This is a genomic window from Polaribacter aestuariivivens (assembly GCF_005885675.1).
Lineage (GTDB): Bacteria > Bacteroidota > Bacteroidia > Flavobacteriales > Flavobacteriaceae > Polaribacter > Polaribacter aestuariivivens.
This window is the reverse complement of sequence record NZ_VANR01000005.1, coordinates 250,467-268,589: the sequence shown is the minus strand read 5'-3', so window position 1 is coordinate 268,589 and position 18,123 is coordinate 250,467. Positions and strand designations below refer to the sequence as shown.

19 protein-coding genes and 1 tRNA gene are annotated in these 18,123 nt (G+C 27.3%); 6 read left to right on the top strand and 14 right to left on the bottom strand.

All coding sequences use genetic code 11. The annotated features are described in order from the left end of the window. Nucleotides 1-502: 502 nt before the first annotated feature. Both FDT66_RS10835 and FDT66_RS10830 read right to left on the bottom strand, forming a co-directional pair. A complete protein-coding gene (locus tag FDT66_RS10835) occupies nt 503-694 on the bottom strand; it encodes a hypothetical protein (protein WP_138536386.1) in 192 nt (63 codons plus the stop codon). Between the two features lie 86 nt (nt 695-780). Then, on the bottom strand, nt 781-1,242 hold the full coding sequence (locus tag FDT66_RS10830) for a Na(+)-translocating NADH-quinone reductase subunit F (protein WP_138536384.1): 462 nt from the start codon (nt 1,240-1,242) through the stop codon (nt 781-783). Nucleotides 1,243-1,404: 162 nt separating this feature from the next. Between FDT66_RS10830 and FDT66_RS10825 the strand changes: the two genes are divergently transcribed. The 4 genes from FDT66_RS10825 (at nt 1,405) to FDT66_RS10810 (ending at nt 3,284) form a co-directional block, all read left to right on the top strand. Continuing rightward, nucleotides 1,405-2,196 carry an alpha/beta hydrolase gene (locus FDT66_RS10825; protein WP_138536382.1) on the top strand — a complete coding sequence of 264 codons (792 nt, stop codon included), beginning with the start codon at nt 1,405-1,407 and terminating at the stop codon, nt 2,194-2,196. A 51-nt stretch (nt 2,197-2,247) separates the two neighbouring features. Then, the gene (locus tag FDT66_RS10820) at nt 2,248-2,703 is read left to right on the top strand and encodes a retropepsin-like aspartic protease (RefSeq protein WP_138536380.1); all 456 of its coding nucleotides are present in this window, start codon (nt 2,248-2,250) and stop codon (nt 2,701-2,703) included. A gap of 22 nt (nt 2,704-2,725) precedes the next feature. Continuing rightward, entirely contained in the window at nt 2,726-3,178 is a 453-nt protein-coding gene (locus tag FDT66_RS10815; RefSeq protein WP_138536378.1) for a GatB/YqeY domain-containing protein, read from the top strand. A gap of 32 nt (nt 3,179-3,210) precedes the next feature. Beyond that, nucleotides 3,211-3,284, top strand: a tRNA-Arg gene (locus FDT66_RS10810). Nucleotides 3,285-3,357: 73 nt separating this feature from the next. On the opposite strand, the gene FDT66_RS10805 is transcribed toward FDT66_RS10810, so the two are convergent. The 5 genes from FDT66_RS10805 to FDT66_RS10785 form a co-directional block, all read right to left on the bottom strand. Continuing rightward, on the bottom strand, nt 3,358-4,236 hold the full coding sequence (locus FDT66_RS10805; RefSeq protein ID WP_138536376.1) for a pirin family protein: 879 nt from the start codon (nt 4,234-4,236) through the stop codon (nt 3,358-3,360). Between the two features lie 28 nt (nt 4,237-4,264). Then, nucleotides 4,265-5,545 (bottom strand): FAD-dependent oxidoreductase, encoded by a 1,281-nt coding sequence (locus FDT66_RS10800; protein WP_138536374.1) that lies wholly within the window; start codon nt 5,543-5,545, stop codon nt 4,265-4,267. Next, complete coding sequence (locus FDT66_RS10795; protein WP_138536372.1) at nt 5,526-6,914, bottom strand: 3'-5' exonuclease family protein; 1,389 nt, start codon at nt 6,912-6,914, stop codon at nt 5,526-5,528. The genes FDT66_RS10800 and FDT66_RS10795 overlap by 20 nt, the downstream gene beginning before the upstream one ends. Then, nucleotides 6,915-7,571, bottom strand: coding sequence for a ribulose-phosphate 3-epimerase (gene rpe, locus FDT66_RS10790; RefSeq protein WP_138536370.1), 657 nt, complete (start codon nt 7,569-7,571; stop codon nt 6,915-6,917). A gap of 285 nt (nt 7,572-7,856) precedes the next feature. Next, nucleotides 7,857-8,720 carry a sigma-70 family RNA polymerase sigma factor gene (locus tag FDT66_RS10785; RefSeq protein WP_018942691.1) on the bottom strand — a complete coding sequence of 288 codons (864 nt, stop codon included), beginning with the start codon at nt 8,718-8,720 and terminating at the stop codon, nt 7,857-7,859. Between the two features lie 193 nt (nt 8,721-8,913). On the opposite strand from FDT66_RS10785, the gene FDT66_RS10780 reads away from it, so the two are divergent. Then, nucleotides 8,914-9,489, top strand: coding sequence for an RNA polymerase sigma factor (locus FDT66_RS10780; protein WP_138536368.1), 576 nt, complete (start codon nt 8,914-8,916; stop codon nt 9,487-9,489). Between the two features lie 181 nt (nt 9,490-9,670). Here the strand turns inward: FDT66_RS10780 and FDT66_RS10775 are convergent, their stop codons facing one another. From FDT66_RS10775 to FDT66_RS10765, 3 genes are all read right to left on the bottom strand, one after another. Then, complete coding sequence (locus tag FDT66_RS10775; protein ID WP_138536366.1) at nt 9,671-10,462, bottom strand: THC0290_0291 family protein; 792 nt, start codon at nt 10,460-10,462, stop codon at nt 9,671-9,673. 63 nt (nt 10,463-10,525) lie between these two features. Next, nucleotides 10,526-12,136 carry an Ig-like domain-containing protein gene (locus tag FDT66_RS10770; RefSeq protein ID WP_246034846.1) on the bottom strand — a complete coding sequence of 537 codons (1,611 nt, stop codon included), beginning with the start codon at nt 12,134-12,136 and terminating at the stop codon, nt 10,526-10,528. A 47-nt stretch (nt 12,137-12,183) separates the two neighbouring features. Further along, a complete protein-coding gene (locus FDT66_RS10765; RefSeq protein ID WP_138536364.1) occupies nt 12,184-12,879 on the bottom strand; it encodes a ComF family protein in 696 nt (231 codons plus the stop codon). A gap of 152 nt (nt 12,880-13,031) precedes the next feature. Between FDT66_RS10765 and FDT66_RS10760 the strand changes: the two genes are divergently transcribed. Continuing rightward, nucleotides 13,032-14,573, top strand: a complete 1,542-nt coding sequence (locus FDT66_RS10760) for a glycine--tRNA ligase (protein ID WP_138536362.1) — start codon at nt 13,032-13,034, stop codon at nt 14,571-14,573. 25 nt (nt 14,574-14,598) lie between these two features. On the opposite strand, the gene FDT66_RS10755 is transcribed toward FDT66_RS10760, so the two are convergent. From FDT66_RS10755 to FDT66_RS10740, 4 genes are all read right to left on the bottom strand, one after another. After that, nucleotides 14,599-16,893, bottom strand: coding sequence for a hypothetical protein (locus tag FDT66_RS10755; protein ID WP_138536360.1), 2,295 nt, complete (start codon nt 16,891-16,893; stop codon nt 14,599-14,601). A 154-nt stretch (nt 16,894-17,047) separates the two neighbouring features. Further along, nucleotides 17,048-17,482, bottom strand: coding sequence for a hypothetical protein (locus FDT66_RS10750; protein ID WP_138536358.1), 435 nt, complete (start codon nt 17,480-17,482; stop codon nt 17,048-17,050). Between the two features lie 130 nt (nt 17,483-17,612). Further along, entirely contained in the window at nt 17,613-17,837 is a 225-nt protein-coding gene (locus tag FDT66_RS10745) for a hypothetical protein (protein WP_138536356.1), read from the bottom strand. A 23-nt stretch (nt 17,838-17,860) separates the two neighbouring features. Further along, on the bottom strand, nt 17,861-18,040 hold the full coding sequence (locus FDT66_RS10740; RefSeq protein WP_138536354.1) for a hypothetical protein: 180 nt from the start codon (nt 18,038-18,040) through the stop codon (nt 17,861-17,863). Between the last annotated feature and the right edge of the window lie 83 nt (nt 18,041-18,123).

The following is an 18,123-nucleotide window of genomic DNA, read 5'->3' as shown; positions in this document are numbered from 1 at the left end:
TTTACAATTTAAACTTTACAAATGTAAAAAATGCTACAAAAAATATTTTTGGCATCCTTTTTTTTAACCTTTGTTTTACTACGGTTAAGGTTTAAGAAGTTTTATATTAAATATAAATTTAATTTTTTTTGAATTAATTTCTTTTTTATTTAATTTTAGTACTAAATTTTAAATTTAGTTTTTACCATCATCGATAAATATTGATTATCCAACGAGGAAATTAGTGCGTTTAGAACAATTTATGTTCATTATTTAATAATTGATATTATAATTGTAAAAAAAGAAAATGGCAAACTGCCCAAATTGTTCTAGAAAAAGAAAAGAAAAAGTTGTTTTAAACGATTTTATTCCGTGGTTTGGGTTTAAAAAATGTTTTAATTGTAGAAAAAAATATATATGGATTCGTTTTTTTCGCAAGAACTATTTCTTAAAAAAAGAATCGTTACTATAAATTTTTAAAGCAAAAAAAAACTTTAATTATTAATTAAAGTTTTTTTAGAAATTATTTTTTGTCCTTAATTTTAATGTCAACATTACCTTTATCATCTGCTTTGACACTTCCTTTCGAGGTCTCAATACTTACTTTTTTCTTTGCTTCTACTTCTGTTTTTACAGTTTTCTCCTTTTTCTCATCTTCTCTACAAGAAGTAAATGATATTGCTAAGCAAAACGCTACAAACATTAATTTTTTCATAATATATAATTTTTAGTTTACACAAAATTAAATTATTATAAGTAATGCTCTTAACGCATTAAAATTTATTATTATTCCATTTGCAACTAAGTTAAAAAAGTTTCTAGGTGGTAAACAGGTTCATCTTGCTCATATTCAAATAATTTTGAGTAATCCATTACATTTGGTACATTGTCTAACTTACATAGGTACGCAACTACATTACACAAACCATGAAATAAAATTTCTTTATTTGTTGGGTTATTAGGCTTTGAATTGTAATGGCATAATGGTGTTTTAAATCCACAAGTATCTAAAAAAATCTTTTCGATTTGTAAAATTTCTAAAGGAGAATAGCCGTTAAACTTTCTACCTAAATTTTGATGAACTCTTCCAATATAGTTCAACTCTAAAGAGCCATGATCGTTAGAAAGATGTTTCCAACTATCATGATTGTCTAAAATATTACCAACTGCGCATGCAGTACAATCTTCCGGATTTAATCTATTATTATGAAATGCATTATATAGCTTTATAAGTGCATTTTCAAGTCTTTGAGTAGTTTTCATATTCCTGTTTTTTGTAAAACACTTAAAAGTAATCAATATAAAAAAAGAAATCAAATCCTTTCATGTTAAAGTTTTTATTTAGAATCTTTAAAAATGAGTAGTTTTACATATTCTAAAGACTTAAATATTTTTGAAACAGTATTTTTATAAAAATTACCTTAGATGATTAAAAAAATTTTAATTTCCATTAGCTTTTTATTGATTTTTGGTTTGTTATTTCTCTACTTTTTTCAAGAGAAATTTATCTTTTTAAATGGAAATCAAATAGATAGAGATTACCAATTTAACTTTGAAAATAATTTTGAAGAAGTTTTTTTAAAAACAGAAGATAATCAAGAAATTAATGCTGTTCATTTAAAATTACCAAACCCTAAAGGAATAGTTTTATTTTTTCATGGCAATAAAGGCAACATTAAAAGATGGGGCAAAAGAGCAGCTCATTTTTTAAACTATAATTATGAAGTTTTTATAATAGATTATAGAAATTACGGAAAAAGTACAGGTAATTTTAATGAAAACAAAATGTACGAAGATGCATTATTGGCATATAATTATGTAAATAAAAAATATAACGAAAACGAAATTATAGTTTATGGTTTTTCTTTAGGAAGTACTTTCGCAACAAAAGTAGCTTCAGAAAACACACCAAAAAAATTAATTTTAGAAGCTCCTTTTTATAATTTAAATAAAGCTGTGGAGCACATCTTACCAATTACACCCTCTTTTTTACTAAAATACAACTTCAATACAAATGATTATATAACATCTGTTAAAGTACCCATTACTATATTTCATGGAAATGAAGACGAAACGACTTCCTTCTCAGATTCTAAAAAATTATTAAAATTAAATAACAACTCTAAAAATGAGTTTATAGCAATTAAAAAAGGTACACATCATAATATTAGAAGGTCTAGTATTTACAAGCAAAAGCTAAAAGAAATTTTAAATTGATATTACCATCTAACTTATATAAATCGTATTTTTGAAATCTTAAAATAAGATATGAAGCGTTTAGAAAAAATCTTAAAAAAAAATAAATACATTAAAATTAAGCTTAAAAAAATAGCGACCAATCATTTAGAGTTAAAAGCTAAAATTAATGATGTAAAAGGACGTTTTATTTTAGATACTGGCGCTTCAAACTCTTGTGTAGGTTTAAACGCTATAGAAAACTTTAAGTTATTAGCTACAAAAAGCGAAACAAAAGCTGCTGGCGCTGGAGCCACAGATATGGAAACGCAGCTTTCTGAAAATAACCTACTAAAAATTGGTAGTTGGAAAACTAAAAAATTCAATTTAGTACTGTTTGACTTATCTCACGTAAACACAGCTTTAACACAGCACAATGCTAAAGAAGTAGATGGTATTATTGGAGCTGATATTTTGCAAGAAGGAAAAGCATTTATAGATTATAATAAGAATGTTTTGTACCTAAAAAAAATAAAAAAGAATACATAAGAAAATATAAAAAACTAAGAATATGAGTTTGCAAAAACAAGTAATGGATAAAATGAAAGAAGCAATGAAAGCAAAAGATACAGTTGCTTTACAAGCTTTAAGAGCAGTGAAATCGGCTTTTTTATTAGCAAAAACGGAAACTGGTGTTCAAGCTGAACTAACTGAAGACCAAGAAATGAAAATTATTCAAAAGCAAGTAAAACAACGTAAAGATAGTGCAGCAATTTTCATAAAACAAGGTAGAGAAGATTTAGCGGAACCAGAACTGGCAGAAATTGCTATTTTAGAGCAGTTTTTACCAGAAGCAATGTCTGAAGAAGCAATTGAAAAAGTTGTTATAGAAACGATAGAAAAACTAGGCGCTTCAGGAATGCAAGATATGGGAAAAGTGATGGGAGTTGTTACTGGAAAATTAGCTGGTCAAGCAGATGGTAAAACAATTTCTATTTTGGTGAAAAAACATTTGTCAAAATAAAATAATTCCTTTTTTTATTATAAAACGATAAAGGCTCCATAGTTCAACTGAATAGAATATCAGATTTCGGCTCTGAGGGTTGCAGGTTTGAATCCTGCTGGAGTCACAAATAAAATCAAAACAGATTTAAAGAATTTGAGTTTACTCATTTTTTAAATCTGTTTTTGTTTTTTACATTTTTAAAATTTAGAGTTTGGTAAAGGCACAAATTCATTTTCATTTGGAACTTTAGGCCAATTTTGATTTTTCCAATCTTCTCTAGCTTTCTTAATTAAGTTCTTGTCAGAAGAAACAAAATTCCAGTGAATTGTTCTGGTTTCAGGAAAGGGTGTACCTCCAAAAATATAAATAATAGAGTTTTCTTCCATTTCAAATTCACACAAATTTGCATCTTTGGTTACTAAAATTTGTTTGGGTTTGTAGGTGTTTCCATTATTAATAACTGCTCCTTGTAAAATATATAAGCCAGATTCTCCATAAAGTTTATTGCCACAAGTAACTTTTTGTTTTTTAGTACTTTTAATTTCTATAAAAAATAAATCGCTATGTACTGGAACAGGAGATTTTTTATCAAAAGCTTTTCCAGCAATTAATTTGTATCTTAAACCACCTTCTTCCCAAGTAGGTAATTGTGTTGCTTCAATATGATAAAAGGAAGGTTCTACTTGTTCTAAGTCTTTAGGTAAAGCAATCCAAATTTGCAAACCATGCAGTGTTTTAGAAGTATTTCTTAATCTTTCTGGAGTTCTTTCAGAATGGGCAACTCCTTTGCCAGCGGTCATCCAATTAACAGCTCCAGGATTTATTTCAATTTCTGTTCCAATACTATCTCTATGCATTATGCTACCTTCAAAAAGATAGGTTAAAGTGGAAAGTCCAATATGTGGATGTGGTGGAACGTCTAAATTCTCTTCTGCAGACATTTTTGCAGGTCCCATGTGATCTATAAAAGAAAACGGACCCACCATTCTTTTTTCTTTAAAAGGTAAAAGACGCCCTACAAGAAAGTTACCAATATTTGCAGCTCTTTCAGGAATAATTGTTTCAATGTTAGACATATTTGTTTGGTTTTTAAAAATAAATTTTTTATTGATACTCTGAAGTCAACTCATCTACAATTAATCCATCTTCTAAAGTTTGTATTACGCCCATTGCAGCTCGTTCTCCAGAAATCATAGCTGCGTTTAAAGAACCGTTTAATAATTGGTCTCCGGCTAAAAATATGGTAGATTTCAATTTGGTTTCTGTACTTGAAATTTCGTATTGTAAATTGGTTAATTTTGGTAAAGCTTTTTTAATTTGATAACGCTTAACTATTTTTTTTACGTCAATATTGCAAAGTATTTTTAAATCTTCTGTTACTTTTAATATAAAATCTAAATCGTTTAAATTGTGTTCTTTTACAACAGTTACAGATAATAGCTCTTTGGTTCCTGTATTTGAATTGGCAACACTAGAATGATAAAATATATTATTAATTAGTGCATTTTTATCTGCAATTAAACCAATTAAAGGTTTTTCAATTACTCTTTTATCAGTTTCAAAATACAAAGTTTCACAACTTTTCCATTTTGTTTCTTGATTTTTTAAGTTCGAAATTAATAAACTTGCATCTGTTGCAATAATGGTTATATGACTATCTAAATTTTCTTCGTTTTCTAAAATAATTTGATTGTCTTTTACCTCTTTTACTGGAGTATTAAATTTAAAAGTTGTGTTTTTTAACTTGCTTTTTAATTGATTCGGAATTGCTTGAATTCCGTTTTTAGGAAGTACAGCCAAACCATCACCAAACATTTTATATACAAATTCAAACATTCTGCTTGACGTTTCTAGTTCAGCTTCTAAGAAAATTCCACTAAAAAAAGGCTTGAAAAAATCTTCGATAATCTCATTAGAAAAACCGAAATCTTGCAAATATTTTAACGTTGTTTTTTCTTCAGTTTCAAAAATGGAGGCAATTTTCTTTTTCTTTAAAAGAGTATTTAATTTTAATATTTTTATTTTATCAGAAAAAGTGCCAATAGAGGCTGTTAATGTTGGAAACAATAATGAAAAATTCCTTAAAGGATCTCCAATAGTATGTGATTTTTTATCTTTAAAAATGGTTGCTCCTGGTAAAAACTCTTGTAATTCTAAAGCATCATAATCTAAATATTTTTTTGCAGCTGGGTATGAAGAAAGCAATACTTGAAAACCATGATCTAAAGTATACCCATTTACAATATCCGATTTTACTCGACCACCAACAGAATCAGAAGCTTCAATAATTGTGGGATTGTAACCATAATTTTCTAAAACTTGAGCAGCAATTAAACCGCTAATTCCTGCACCAATGATGTTTATTTTATAAGCTGATTTCTTCATTTTCTAATTTTTTTAATTCTTCTTTTTTTCTGATATACGCAGTCAATATTTTTTGAATATCGCTATTGTCTTTTTGTGGTTGTACAAAAAACTGATAATCTTCTGGATTTTCTAGTTGCGCATCTTGGTCTGTATCTAAATAGCCAAAACCTTTGTAATTTCCATCTAAAATAAGTGCAAAACCAATTTCATTTGCTGTTCTTCCTCTTTCCTTTAAAACGATATTTTTAGAGCCTATACTTACAGCAATAATTGCTTCTTGAACTCTTTTGTTATAGTCTTTTGGTGTTTCTTTGTCGCAACAAACCCCTCTACATTCTTTAATTTGATGATGAAAACAACTGGCAACATTTGTTTGTAAATGACAATATTTTGGGCACAATTCAAATTCTTGACAAAGATTTTCTAAAAAAGTTCTACAAGCCGTAAGAGAAAAAAAACTCATAATTGGGTTTGGAGTTAATTTTAACTTATTAAATGCCAAATGAATAATTCCTTTTTGATCTTCGTAGGTAAAAAGCCCAATTGCTTCTCTGTTATGTTTCTGCGCACGATTGTATTTTGGATACCGATGTTTTATTTCAGAAGATTCCAATAATAAAGCCAATAACTCACTTCCAGTTTCTTTAAAAGAAATATGAGCAACTTCCATACACATTTCTTGTTCTTTTTTCTTTTTATCGTAAAAGTGACTGATTACACGTTGTTTGATATTGTTGGCTTTACCAACATAAATAATTTCTTTTTTATTATTTTCAAAATAATAAATACCATGTTTTTCAGGTAAATTATCTACTGTTTTTTTAGCTAAAAGTGGAGGTAATGTTGCTTGTCTTGATTTTGGGTTTAAAAAAGAATTAATTGTAAAATTAGTATCTCTTTCTATAATTCTTCGAAACAACTCAACAGTTGCTTCTGCATCGCCTTTTGCTCTGTGTCTTCCATTTATTGGTATATTTTCTACACTACAAATATTACCCAAACTATAAGAACGTAAACCAGGAATTATTTTTCTTGATAAACGAACTGTACAAAGTTTTTTTCGTTTAAAATCGAAACTCAATCGTTTAAATTCTTCTTTTATGATATTGTAATCGAAATTTACATTGTGAGCCACAAAAATAGTGTCTTGTGTAATTTCTTCGACTTGTTTTGCAATCTCATAAAACTTAGGTGCGTTTCTAACCATGGCATTTGTTATGCCAGTAAGATTGGTTATAAAAGGAGGAATATTTTGTTCTGGATTTACTAAAGATGTAAACTCATTAACCACAGTTTTTCCATCGAAAATTAAAACAGATATTTCGGTTATTTTCTGACCTTTATATCCGTTTCCAGTGGTTTCTATGTCTACAACAGCATATAACAATTATTCAATTATGTTTTTTAAATCTGCAATGGTTTCTATTGGATTTTCAGAGCCAAAAACATAACTTCCTGCAACTAATACATCAGCACCAGCTTCAATTAATTCGTTGGCATTTTTATTGGTAACTCCACCATCAATTTCTATTTTACAATCAGATTTTGAGAATTCAATTAAGTGTTTTAATTGAGCAGTTTTTTTGTAAGTATTTTCTATAAATGATTGTCCGCCAAAACCAGGGTTTACGCTCATAATACAAACCAAATCTAAATCTGCTATAATATCTTCTAAAACTGCAATAGGTGTATGTGGGTTTAAGGCAACTCCAGCTTTCATTCCTGCAGCTTTTATGGCTTGTACAGTTCTGTGTAAATGTGTACAGGCTTCATAATGTACAGTTAATACGTCTGCACCTAAATCTGCGAATGTTTGTATGTATTGGTCTGGATTAACAATCATTAAATGCACATCTATTATTTTTTTTGCATGTTTAGAAATCGCTTTTAAAACAGGCATTCCAAAAGAAATATTTGGTACAAAAACACCATCCATAATGTCAATGTGAAACCAATCTGCTTCACTATTATTTACCATTTCTATATCTCTTTGTAAGTTGGCAAAATCTGCCGCTAAAATTGAAGGTGCTAATAAATTACTCATTTCTTTTTTTTATTGAGTTGTTAATTTTTACAAAGATACTTGATTTTAAAAAAACGAACTGTATAGAAATATATAAAAAATACGGGTTTTATTGCTGCTTTATTTTATTTAGCCCTAATTGAAACGTCACCCTTTTCTGAAGAATGAAGAAAAGATATAGCCTTTCGACTTCGCTCAATATAAATTACAAGCTGGAAATAGCTCCAAATAAAAAACTCTCGAAAATAAATTCGAGAGTTTGTATATTTTTAAGTATAAATGAAATACTAAAAAATGATTCGTGATCTAGCCTAAGTAAGTCATTAAAATTTTACTTCTTGAAGTATGTTTTAATCTACGAATTGCTTTTTCTTTAATTTGACGAACTCTTTCTCTTGTTAAATCGAAAGTTTCACCAATTTCTTCTAAAGTCATTGGTTGGTGTTCACCTAAACCAAAGTATAACTTTACAACATCTGCCTCACGTGGAGTTAATGTTTCTAGAGCTCTATTAATTTCTATTCGTAAAGATTCGTGTAGTAAAACTCTATCAGGATTTGGAGATTCTCCAGAATTTAAAACGTCGTATAAATTCGAGTCTTCCCCTTCAATTAAAGGAGCATCCATTGATACGTGACGTCCAGAGTTTTTCATAGATTCTTTTACGTCATTCACAGTCATGTCTAATTTCTTAGCAATTTCTTCAGCACTTGGTGGGCGCTCATTTTCTTGCTCTAAGAAAGCGTACATTTTGTTAATTTTATTGATAGAACCAATTTTATTTAGTGGTAAACGTACAATACGAGATTGTTCCGCCAATGCTTGTAATATTGATTGACGAATCCACCAAACTGCGTATGATATAAATTTAAAACCACGAGTTTCATCAAAACGTTTTGCAGCTTTAATTAAGCCTAAATTTCCTTCATTAATTAAATCGGGTAATGTTAACCCTTGATTTTGATATTGTTTTGCAACCGAAACCACAAAACGTAAATTTGCTTTTGTTAATTTTTCTAAAGCTCTTTGATCTCCAGCTTTAATTAATTGTGCTAATTCTACTTCTTCATCAGCAGTAATTAAATCTACTTTTCCAATTTCTTGTAAATACTTGTCTAAGGATGCAGTTTCTCTATTAGTAACCTGCTTGGTAATTTTAAGTTGTCTCATGTATTCTAACCAGTAAGCTTTTTAAGATTATTGAGAGGCTTACAATTACTTATACGTAAGAATTAATATTTATGTTACAAAAAGTTTTAATTTTTTTTAAAAGTTGATTTTATGCCATTCAACGATAAAAAAATACCATTTGGCTTTTTATAATTTTTAAGTGTGACTTATTTTTTTTCTTAGTGTCATAAATATGATAAAAGTGAGTACAATAGCAATAGAAATTACCGATGAAGAGTTAGTTTTTGAAATAGTAAAAACTAATAATACAGAATTGTTTGCAACTTTATACGACAGATTTTCAACAGTTGTTTATAATAAATGTTATAGTTTTTCAAAAAATAGGCAAGAGGCAGAAGATTTAATGCAAGACATTTTTGTAAAGCTGTTTGTAAAGTTAAGAACTTTTAAAGGCAATTCTAAATTTTCTACATGGTTGTATTCTTTTACCTATAATTTTTGTGTAAACTACGTACAGAGAGATAGCCATAAAAAAAGAGAAAAAATAACAGTAGTTACAGATCAAATTAAAGAAAATAGTACTGTTGATGAAATTGAAGATGAGAGTTTATTTGAATTAAAATATAAAAAGTTAGCTAAAGTACTTGCTTTATTGGATCCTTCAGATAAAATGATTTTATTAATGAAATACCAAGACGATAAAAGTATTAAAGAGATAAAAGATATTTTAAATATTGGAGAAAGCGCTGTTAAAATGAGAATTAAAAGAGCTAAACAAAAAGTTTTAAAATTATATGAAGATTTATAAGTAACATGAGTAATCCGTTTAAAAAAATACTCCCAAATCACAAAGTATCTCCTCTTGTTAAAAGAAAGGTACTTTTAGATGCCAATATGATTCAACGTACATTGGATGTTGCTGATTTATATGTTTTGAAATACCCAAAAACGCTAACTGATTTTTTTATTGGAAAAAAAAATAGTTAGTTTTAATAAAATAAAGGCAAACTGAAGTTCAAGTGATAAATCAAACCAACTTGAATATTTAAACCCCATTCTGTATTTTTATTTTCAAATACTTCTGCTTGTAAACCATCAATTTTATCAGAAAAGAAATATTGATAGTTGTACTGTGCTACCAAATCTAATTTTTCAGTCAATTTAAATCGAGTTCCAACTCCTATATTAAATACAAAAGATTCACCAGAACCAACATCAATATGTCCATCTGACTGATATTTTTTTGGTAAAACAGAGATATCCTGTTGCCAATCACCCAAATCAGAAGTTAACGTATTATTGAAAAAAGAGTATTGTACTCCAAAAGTAAAAAAAGGATTGAAAGAAACATCTGAATGCGGATATACAAACTCTTCTAAAGATTTTAAGTAAAACTCAATGTTTACACCAAGGTTTAGCATTCTAACAGAGCCTTTCATAGCTCTTAGTTGCTCTCCACCAAAACTTTGTTTTTTAGCGTAAATACCATGATGTTCTAACTTTGTGTTACTTACGTATTGTAAGTCCGTTTTTATCATTAAATGATTGTGCATCACATTGTTAGGATCCCACCGTAAAGTCTTGTTGTAGAAGCTAAGGTAATGTGCCACAGAAAATGACAAACCTTCGTTGTTTAATTCGCTACCAAAATGGTTTCTCTGTCCGTAATCAGTTTGTAAACTAGTAGAGCCCACAAAACCACCAATATCATGAGTGTAATGTTGAGCCTTTATTTCTAGAAAAAAAACAATTACAAATAGAATTGTTATAGGGGTTTTCAAGATTTAGGGGTCTTAAGTAAATGTCAAATATATAAAAAAATATTTAATTATACTATGTTAAGATTAATTCACGAAAAATGTTTCGTTAAAAAAGTAGTTTGCCCTTAACTCTATAGTTGTTTCGAAATAAATAATTTTTTCTGGTTGCGACTTTTTTAGGTAGTTTCCAGTATCCCAAATATTATTTTTGTTTGTATCAATAATTGCTCTAAAAACATATGTTTTTGGTTCTAATAAATCAAAAACTAAATTTTCTGACGATTTTATATAGCGTCTTTCAACAATTTTATTTTTTTCTTTAGTAGATATTAAGTCTATTATTAGGTTTTCATTTTTTGAGTTTACAACACTTAAAGTTATTTTTCCATAATCTTCTAATTCTTTTGTTCTAAACGAATATTTTAAAGTATCTGTGCTTGTTTCATAAATGTCAACAATTGCTTTGGGTAACAATTTTAAATTGTAGGCACTTTTTTGTTTTTTATCAAACAAGATGCCTATTTTATTTTCTTTTGTAGATTTAAAGGTGGTAAAAGGTATGTTTAATGTATCAGTATCAATTAATGAAATTTTACTAGTATCAATTGCAGTTATTGGATTATTACTATTTATAAACAGTGTATCTCTAAAATTTAAAACTCTATCTGAAGGAAAATTTATTGATAAAGAATCTAATTTCTTTTTAGACAATCTTACTGTTAACGTATCAATAAAAATATCATTAGTTACTGTAAAATTTAGTGAATCTGCATCAATAGGAGTAAACCAATAGTTTAGTGTATCCTTATCTTTTTCAAAACGAGAAATACTTTTAAAAGTATCTGGTACTTTAGATAGTAAATTTATTTTTAGATTTTTTGTTTTACCTTCAAAACCAAACTGAATTTTTCCTTTCGAAATTTCTTTTCCTCTTCTAAATTCATATTTTTGAATTTCTTTAAAAAGTAAGATAGGTTTTAAAAGAATGCTATCTCTTGGCAAAGAAATGGTATCTTTTAAAAAACCAATTTTATCTAATTTTGGATTGAAAATATAATCACTAATATTTTCTTCTAAAGCAATTAAGCGATAATTACCCTCTTTTAAGTTTGTGAATTTAAAAACAGTTGTATCTAACGCAGATGTCACATAGTTTGGTTTTTGTTTGTATACAAGAGAATCTGTGTAGGTGCTGTCAATTTTATATAAAAGAATATTGGTTGTTTTTGGTTTTTCTGTCGAAAATGCATTTTGTAATTTCCCAGAAGTTGTTAAAGAATCTATATAAGAACCAGTAGAAAATACATATTTAAAACCTTCTAATGTATTATTTTCATTATTATCTTCAATGGCATTTCCAAAATTAAAAATGTAAGTTGTATTTGGTTGTAATGTATCTAATATTTTTATTTTTAAAAATTTACTAGCAGTACCTTGTGGTGTTACCAAAAGTGGGTTTTTCAAAGGAGGAGAAACCACCAATTGCTTATTTAAATCTTTTAATTTTATATATTCATTAAAATCTAATTTAATTTCTTTTTTATTAAAGTTGGTAGATTCATAAGGTGGGTCAGATGTAATAAATAGAGGAGCTTCTTCGTCTTTTGGACCACCATCAGGTCTTCCAGTTTTTGCACAGCTATTCATTAAGAAAACAACAACAAGTAATAAAATAAAATTTTGATAGTATTTCACAAACAGTAAATTTTATACAAATTAACAATTTATTTTTTACTTTAAAATTATAAATTTTGCTCAGTATAAGCGATGGTTAAAAAGCTAATTTTTATATTTTCTGTTTTTTGAAGTTCTTTACTACAAGCTTCTAGTGTAGCACCAGTTGTAATAACATCATCTACTAATAAAACATGTTTATTTTTAAAGGTATTGTAGTTTGTGAGTAAAAATTTAGTATCATTATTTGTAAATCTCTCAAAACGAGATTGTAAAGTTTGTGTTTTTGTTGAAGAGGTTCTAGTTAATAGGTTTTCAATAAAAGGTTTTTTTAAGTGAATGCTAACAGTTTTCGCAAATTTACTTACTTGATTATAGCCTCTTTGTCTAAGTTTTTTGGGATGTAATGGCACAGGAATAATGCAATCTATATCATTAAATTTTTTATTTTCTTTTAACATTTCACCTAGCCAATTGCCAAAAAAAACGCCTACATCTTCATTTCCTTTGTACTTTAACTCATGAATTAGTTTTCTTGAGATTCCTTCTTTTCTGTAAAACATCAACGAAAATGCTTTTTCTATTGATATTCTTCCGTAAAAAATTTTCGATATTTTATTATCTCTATAATCCTCAAAATTTGTCAAAGGTAAATCGTGTCTGCAAAATGTGCATAAAATTGGTTCATTTTCGATTAATTGAGCATCACAATTTGCGCAAAGTTTCGGGTAAAACAACTCAAAAAAATTATTTATGATTTTCATTTTTATGTAAATGGTTCATTTTAAAGATACTATAAAAATATTATTTCATTAAATACTTCACTAAATGATAAAGATTTTTACAGTTTGATTTTTAAAAACTCGTTATTTTTTTTATTGAAAAAATACTGTAAACGTGTATCTTTGTCGGCATTATGGCAAAACAAGAAGATCAATTTAAAAAAGTATTATCGCATGCAAAAGAATACGGTTATGTATTTCAATCATCAGAAATTTATGATGGTTTAAGCGCGGTTTACGATTATGCTCAAAATGGAGTTGAGCTAAAGAAAAATATTAGAGATTATTGGTGGAAAGCAATGGTGCAAATGCATGAAAACATTGTGGGTATAGATGCTGCAATTTTAATGCATCCAACAACTTGGAAAGCCTCTGGACATGTAGATGCTTTTAATGACCCGTTAATTGATAATAAAGATTCGAAAAAACGTTACAGAGCAGATGTATTAGTAGAAGATTTTAGAGAAAAAATTTCTGAAAAAATTCAAAAAGATATTGATAAAGCTAAAAAACGTTTTGGAGATGCTTTTAATGAAGATGAATTTAGAAATACAAATCCGAATGTTTTGCGTCGTCAAAAACAAATGGATGAGATAACTGAAAAGTTAACCAAAGTTCAAGAAGAAAATGATTTGGAAGGTTTTAGACAATTAATTATTGATTTGGGAATCAATTGCCCAGTTTCTGGATCTAGTAATTGGACAGAAGTTAAGCAATTTAACTTAATGTTTGGAACTCAAATTGGGGCTTCAGCAGAAAATGCTACTCAAGTGTATTTACGACCTGAAACAGCACAAGGTATTTTTGTAAACTTTTTAAATGTGCAAAAAACCGGAAGAATGAAAATTCCTTTTGGGATAGCACAAACAGGTAAGGCTTTTAGAAATGAGATTGTTGCAAGACAATTTATTTTTAGAATGCGAGAGTTTGAGCAAATGGAAATGCAATTTTTTGTAAAACCAGGAACTCAACAAGAATGGTATAATGAGTGGAAAGAAACACGTTTAAAATGGCATTTAAGTTTAGGAATGGGAGCAGAGAACTATCGTTTTCATGACCATGATAAACTAGCACACTATGCAGATGCAGCAGCAGATATTGAGTTTAAATTTCCATTCGGATTTAAAGAATTAGAAGGAATTCACTCAAGAACCGATTTTGACCTAAAAGCTCACGAAGAATATTCTGGAAAAAAACTACAATATTTCGACCACGAAGAAAACAAAAGTTATGTACCTTATGTTGTGGAAACTTCTATTGGTTTAGATAGAATGTTTTTAGCGGTTTTTTCAAACTCTTTACAAGAAGAAGAACTTGAAAACGGAACTACAAGAACTGTTTTAAAATTACCAGCAGTTTTAGCACCTTTTAAAGCTGCTATTTTTCCTTTGGTTAAAAAAGATGGTTTGCCTGAAGTTGCTCGTAAAATTATGGATGATTTAAAATGGGATTTCAACGTGTTTTACGATGAAAAAGATGCAGTTGGTAAACGTTACAGAAGACAAGATGCAGCAGGTACACCTTTTTGTATTACTGTAGATCATGATACTTTGCAAGACGATTCTGTAACTATTCGTCATAGAGATACTATGGATCAAAAAAGAGTGAAGATTACTGACTTAAAAGATATCATAAAAGCAGAAGTAGATGTGAAAACTTGGTTACAGAAAATGTAAAACAAAGTTTTTAATTTTTTTGCTTTTATATTTTTAATTGAGTAGCAATTATTTTCTGTGTAGAAATTAGATTTCCTTTAGAAGTTATACCCTCTATAAATAATTTCATTTCTTTTTGATTATTTATTGGAATACTAAATTTCATAGAGTTATTTGAGTCAATACTAATGTTCGGTTTCCAGAATATAGCACCATAATTTATATAAACCTCATTTGAATAGGAAGGGTATTTAGGAGTATAATATTCTTTTGCTGAAGCAAAACCAACGTTAATATTTACTCTACTAAATTTAGAATTTATGTTTAATTTTCTAAGTTCATCTCTAGAGTAGCTATAAATGTATAGAAGTGTTCCATTTCCTATTGGTACATTACCATATGCTACACCTCTAACCTCTTCTAAATCAATATCAAAAAGAGGTGAATATATATTTTCTTTTGTTATCTGTTCATTATTTAAAAAAACTCCTGATAAAGGGTGATTTGTAGAACTTTTTTCTTTAGCAAAAAAAAATATATAATCTGATAGGGTTGAGCCAGGAAATATAATATCTTTTGGTTCTCTAAATCGAAAAGAAGAAGCTAAACCCTTAACCTCGTTGTCATGTTTTGTTTTTGTTTTTACAACTACTTCATCTAAAACTATAACATTATTATAATAATTTTTAAATTTAGATGGTTCTAATTCTATCATTTCTTTTTTATCTGTTATATCTAAATTTAAAACATCATAAATACGATTTCTACTAAAAGAAAGTGCAGGCGTAATTTTATATTTTATATTTTTTTCTTTTAATGTAAATTCTATATTAGTGTTTTTTTTAACAAATGTATTTTTAAGAATAAATGTATTGTTAGTTGGTTTAATGTTTTTAATAATATTATTATCTCCAGAAAAGACTAAAACTGTTTGTTCTGGTTTTATGGATTGATTAAATTTTACCGTAATATCTATACCGTTTTTAAAATTGAAATTTGTTTTTGGAGGCGAGTTAAAAATAGAATTCCAATCATACTTGCTCCAACCTTGTGTTAACAATAAAGCATCTAAATTTTTTAGTCTATTTGAGTTATTAGAGAAATAATAGGAAACATTCTCTATGTTGCCTTTAATATATGGTTTTAATAATACAGCAGATTTAATTGTATGTTTTGAATTATTTGCTTTTGATTTTAAAGGCAAAAAAGAAGTGCTTATTTTTATTTTTTGATTAGAATTATTAGAAATGCTAACAAATAAAGAGTCTGTTGTTGTCTTAAGAATATTTGTATTTATTTTTTCTGATATATCTTCATTAAATTCATTATAGATTAGTCTTTCTAAGACAGGAGTATTGTTTTCGTTAAAAACAGTAATAATATTTATTCCATTTGGTAAATCTTTTTTATTTAAACCTAATAAATAATTGGTGCTTTTTTTATTGAAAGTAAAATATAAATTTTTAAAGCTTCTTGTGTTATGTACAAAAATTCGATATTTTTTAGAATTTAAAACTTTTAAACTTATTTTATTAGTTATAATGTTTAAGATAAAATGTTCTTTAAACCTTTTTACATTAATGGTAATTCCATTTTCTTTTGGAAATGGGGTTTGTTTTTCTATAATTTTACCACTTGGTAAAGTTGCTTCAAAAGTTAATATTTCATTTTTGGGTACAAAGATGTTTTTTACACTAAGGCCAAAATCGTTATTACTAAATTGCCCAATAATTTCACCTTTTCTATTTTTTATTACTCCTTTTTTTATTTTAACGCCATTATTATCAATATCTTTAATTAAAAGACCTATACTATTTTTTGCATCAGCAATTAAATGCCCACCTTCAGGAAACAGTTGAAAATCGAAATAATTTTTTTGAGAACTTTTGTTTGTAATTTCTTTTTTTTCTGAAGAGACAACTTTTATTTTTTGAGTGTAAGCATTATCTTCTTTAAAATTTCTCATCCAATTTGTAGATGCTTTCAAATAATAAGTTCTTTTAGTAAATGATGAATCTATTGCAATGTTACCATTTCCAATACCATTTTTTATATTAACAAGTTGTTGTTGTTTTAATATACCTTGATCATCAAAAACAGAAACATAAAGGTTAGATGTTGTTGGGTGTAGTTTGTTAGAATTTTGTTCTAAAACATATGCTTGAAACCAAATTTCTTCTCCTGAAATAAAAGAGGTTTTGTTTAGATGTAAAAAAGGGATTTCTCTTGTGTTTTCGAAATAATTAGAATATAAAGAATCTATATTTTTAAGCTCTTGAGCTGCTGTTGGTAAATAAAATAAAGCAAAAGTTAAAAATAGAATTATGTAATTTTTTTTCATTTTTGATAAATTTTATTTAAAAAAATAACAATTTTTATGCCAAAACAACAATTTGTTGAATTTTATATCTAGTTTTATGTAAAATAAAAAACCTCACAGATTTTTATAAATCTGTGAGGTTTTTTCATTTCATTAAATAATTTGTTTAAAAATTTTAAATTTTGGAGTATAAATAAATTTTCTTATCTGAACTTCGAGTATCTAAAGCTACTTTCTCAAAATCACGAACTCTGAGTTGTTCGAGTGTAAAAACCCTATTTATACCATCTCCCAAAACTTCTACATTATCATGAAAAATTCTTATAATTTTTTTAGGAGATTTACTAAACTTGCTTGAAAATCTTTCAGTATCGTTATAATTATCGTTTATCGAGTTAGACTGTTTATCTAAAACCTTATTAATCTCATAAATATTTAATTTTGATTGCATAAAATCAGTAATAAATTGGCTTTGGTTGTCAAAGTCTTTCATGTAAAAAACTTCCCAATATTTTTTTTCTGATTTTGATTTTTCAATATTTTTTTCTTGAGCAGTTACTGTAAACGCCAAAAAAAATAAAATTGCTGACAAATAAATTTTTGATTTCATAAGTATAGTTTTTTAGTTATTATCTTAAAAATTATCAATCATTATGCCAAAATGTTAATAAAAACTTAAATTAATATAAAATCCGTTAGAATATGATTTCTAACGGATTTTTTTTTAGAATTTATAATATTTATTTTTTATAAATATGAATAGTTTTATCATAACCTACATTAGATCTTGTTATTTTTTTAATAGCATCTGTTCTAATATCTTCTATAACAAAAAGCCTATTAATACCTTCCCCAAATATTTGTTCATTATCTAAATAAATGTTTGTTATACTTGTAGTTCCATTTCCAAGATTTCCTCTCAATGCATTTTGGCTGTCACTGTAACGATTTGTATTCGTTAGCATCGCCTTTAGATTTTTGCTCAAATTTAACCTTTTGTGTGTCTTCTTAAATATCTTGTTAAAAACTGTGCTGGTCTACCATTTTCTTCAGGTGTAAAAGTATCGAAGTTTTCTGATGTTGGTTCTTGTTTTTTAATTACTTCATTGTTTTGGGCAATAAAATTTAAAGAAAACAAAAATGCGAAAACGAATATTAAATTTTTCATAATAGTTGGGCTTAAAAGGTTAATAATTACTAGAAAAGTAACAAAAAATATGCCAATTACATAATAATTGGCATATTTTTTAT

Bases quoted from the DNA above. Each gene is read 5' to 3' on its own strand.
- FDT66_RS10835 (WP_138536386.1), bottom strand. From the start codon at position 694: ATGAAAAAATTAATGTTTGTAGCGTTTTGCTTAGCAATATCATTTACT.
- FDT66_RS10830 (WP_138536384.1), bottom strand. From the start codon at position 1,242: ATGAAAACTACTCAAAGACTTGAAAATGCACTTATAAAGCTATATAAT.
- FDT66_RS10825 (WP_138536382.1), top strand. From the start codon at position 1,405: ATGATTAAAAAAATTTTAATTTCCATTAGCTTTTTATTGATTTTTGGT.
- FDT66_RS10820 (WP_138536380.1), top strand. From the start codon at position 2,248: ATGAAGCGTTTAGAAAAAATCTTAAAAAAAAATAAATACATTAAAATT.
- FDT66_RS10815 (WP_138536378.1), top strand. From the start codon at position 2,726: ATGAGTTTGCAAAAACAAGTAATGGATAAAATGAAAGAAGCAATGAAA.
- FDT66_RS10805 (WP_138536376.1), bottom strand. From the start codon at position 4,236: ATGTCTAACATTGAAACAATTATTCCTGAAAGAGCTGCAAATATTGGT.
- FDT66_RS10800 (WP_138536374.1), bottom strand. From the start codon at position 5,545: ATGAAGAAATCAGCTTATAAAATAAACATCATTGGTGCAGGAATTAGC.
- rpe (WP_138536370.1), bottom strand. From the start codon at position 7,571: ATGAGTAATTTATTAGCACCTTCAATTTTAGCGGCAGATTTTGCCAAC.
- FDT66_RS10785 (WP_018942691.1), bottom strand. From the start codon at position 8,720: ATGAGACAACTTAAAATTACCAAGCAGGTTACTAATAGAGAAACTGCA.
- FDT66_RS10780 (WP_138536368.1), top strand. From the start codon at position 8,914: ATGATAAAAGTGAGTACAATAGCAATAGAAATTACCGATGAAGAGTTA.
- FDT66_RS10765 (WP_138536364.1), bottom strand. From the start codon at position 12,879: ATGAAAATCATAAATAATTTTTTTGAGTTGTTTTACCCGAAACTTTGC.
- FDT66_RS10760 (WP_138536362.1), top strand. From the start codon at position 13,032: ATGGCAAAACAAGAAGATCAATTTAAAAAAGTATTATCGCATGCAAAA.
- FDT66_RS10755 (WP_138536360.1), bottom strand. From the start codon at position 16,893: ATGAAAAAAAATTACATAATTCTATTTTTAACTTTTGCTTTATTTTAT.
- FDT66_RS10750 (WP_138536358.1), bottom strand. From the start codon at position 17,482: ATGAAATCAAAAATTTATTTGTCAGCAATTTTATTTTTTTTGGCGTTT.
- FDT66_RS10745 (WP_138536356.1), bottom strand. From the start codon at position 17,837: ATGCTAACGAATACAAATCGTTACAGTGACAGCCAAAATGCATTGAGA.
- FDT66_RS10740 (WP_138536354.1), bottom strand. From the start codon at position 18,040: ATGAAAAATTTAATATTCGTTTTCGCATTTTTGTTTTCTTTAAATTTT.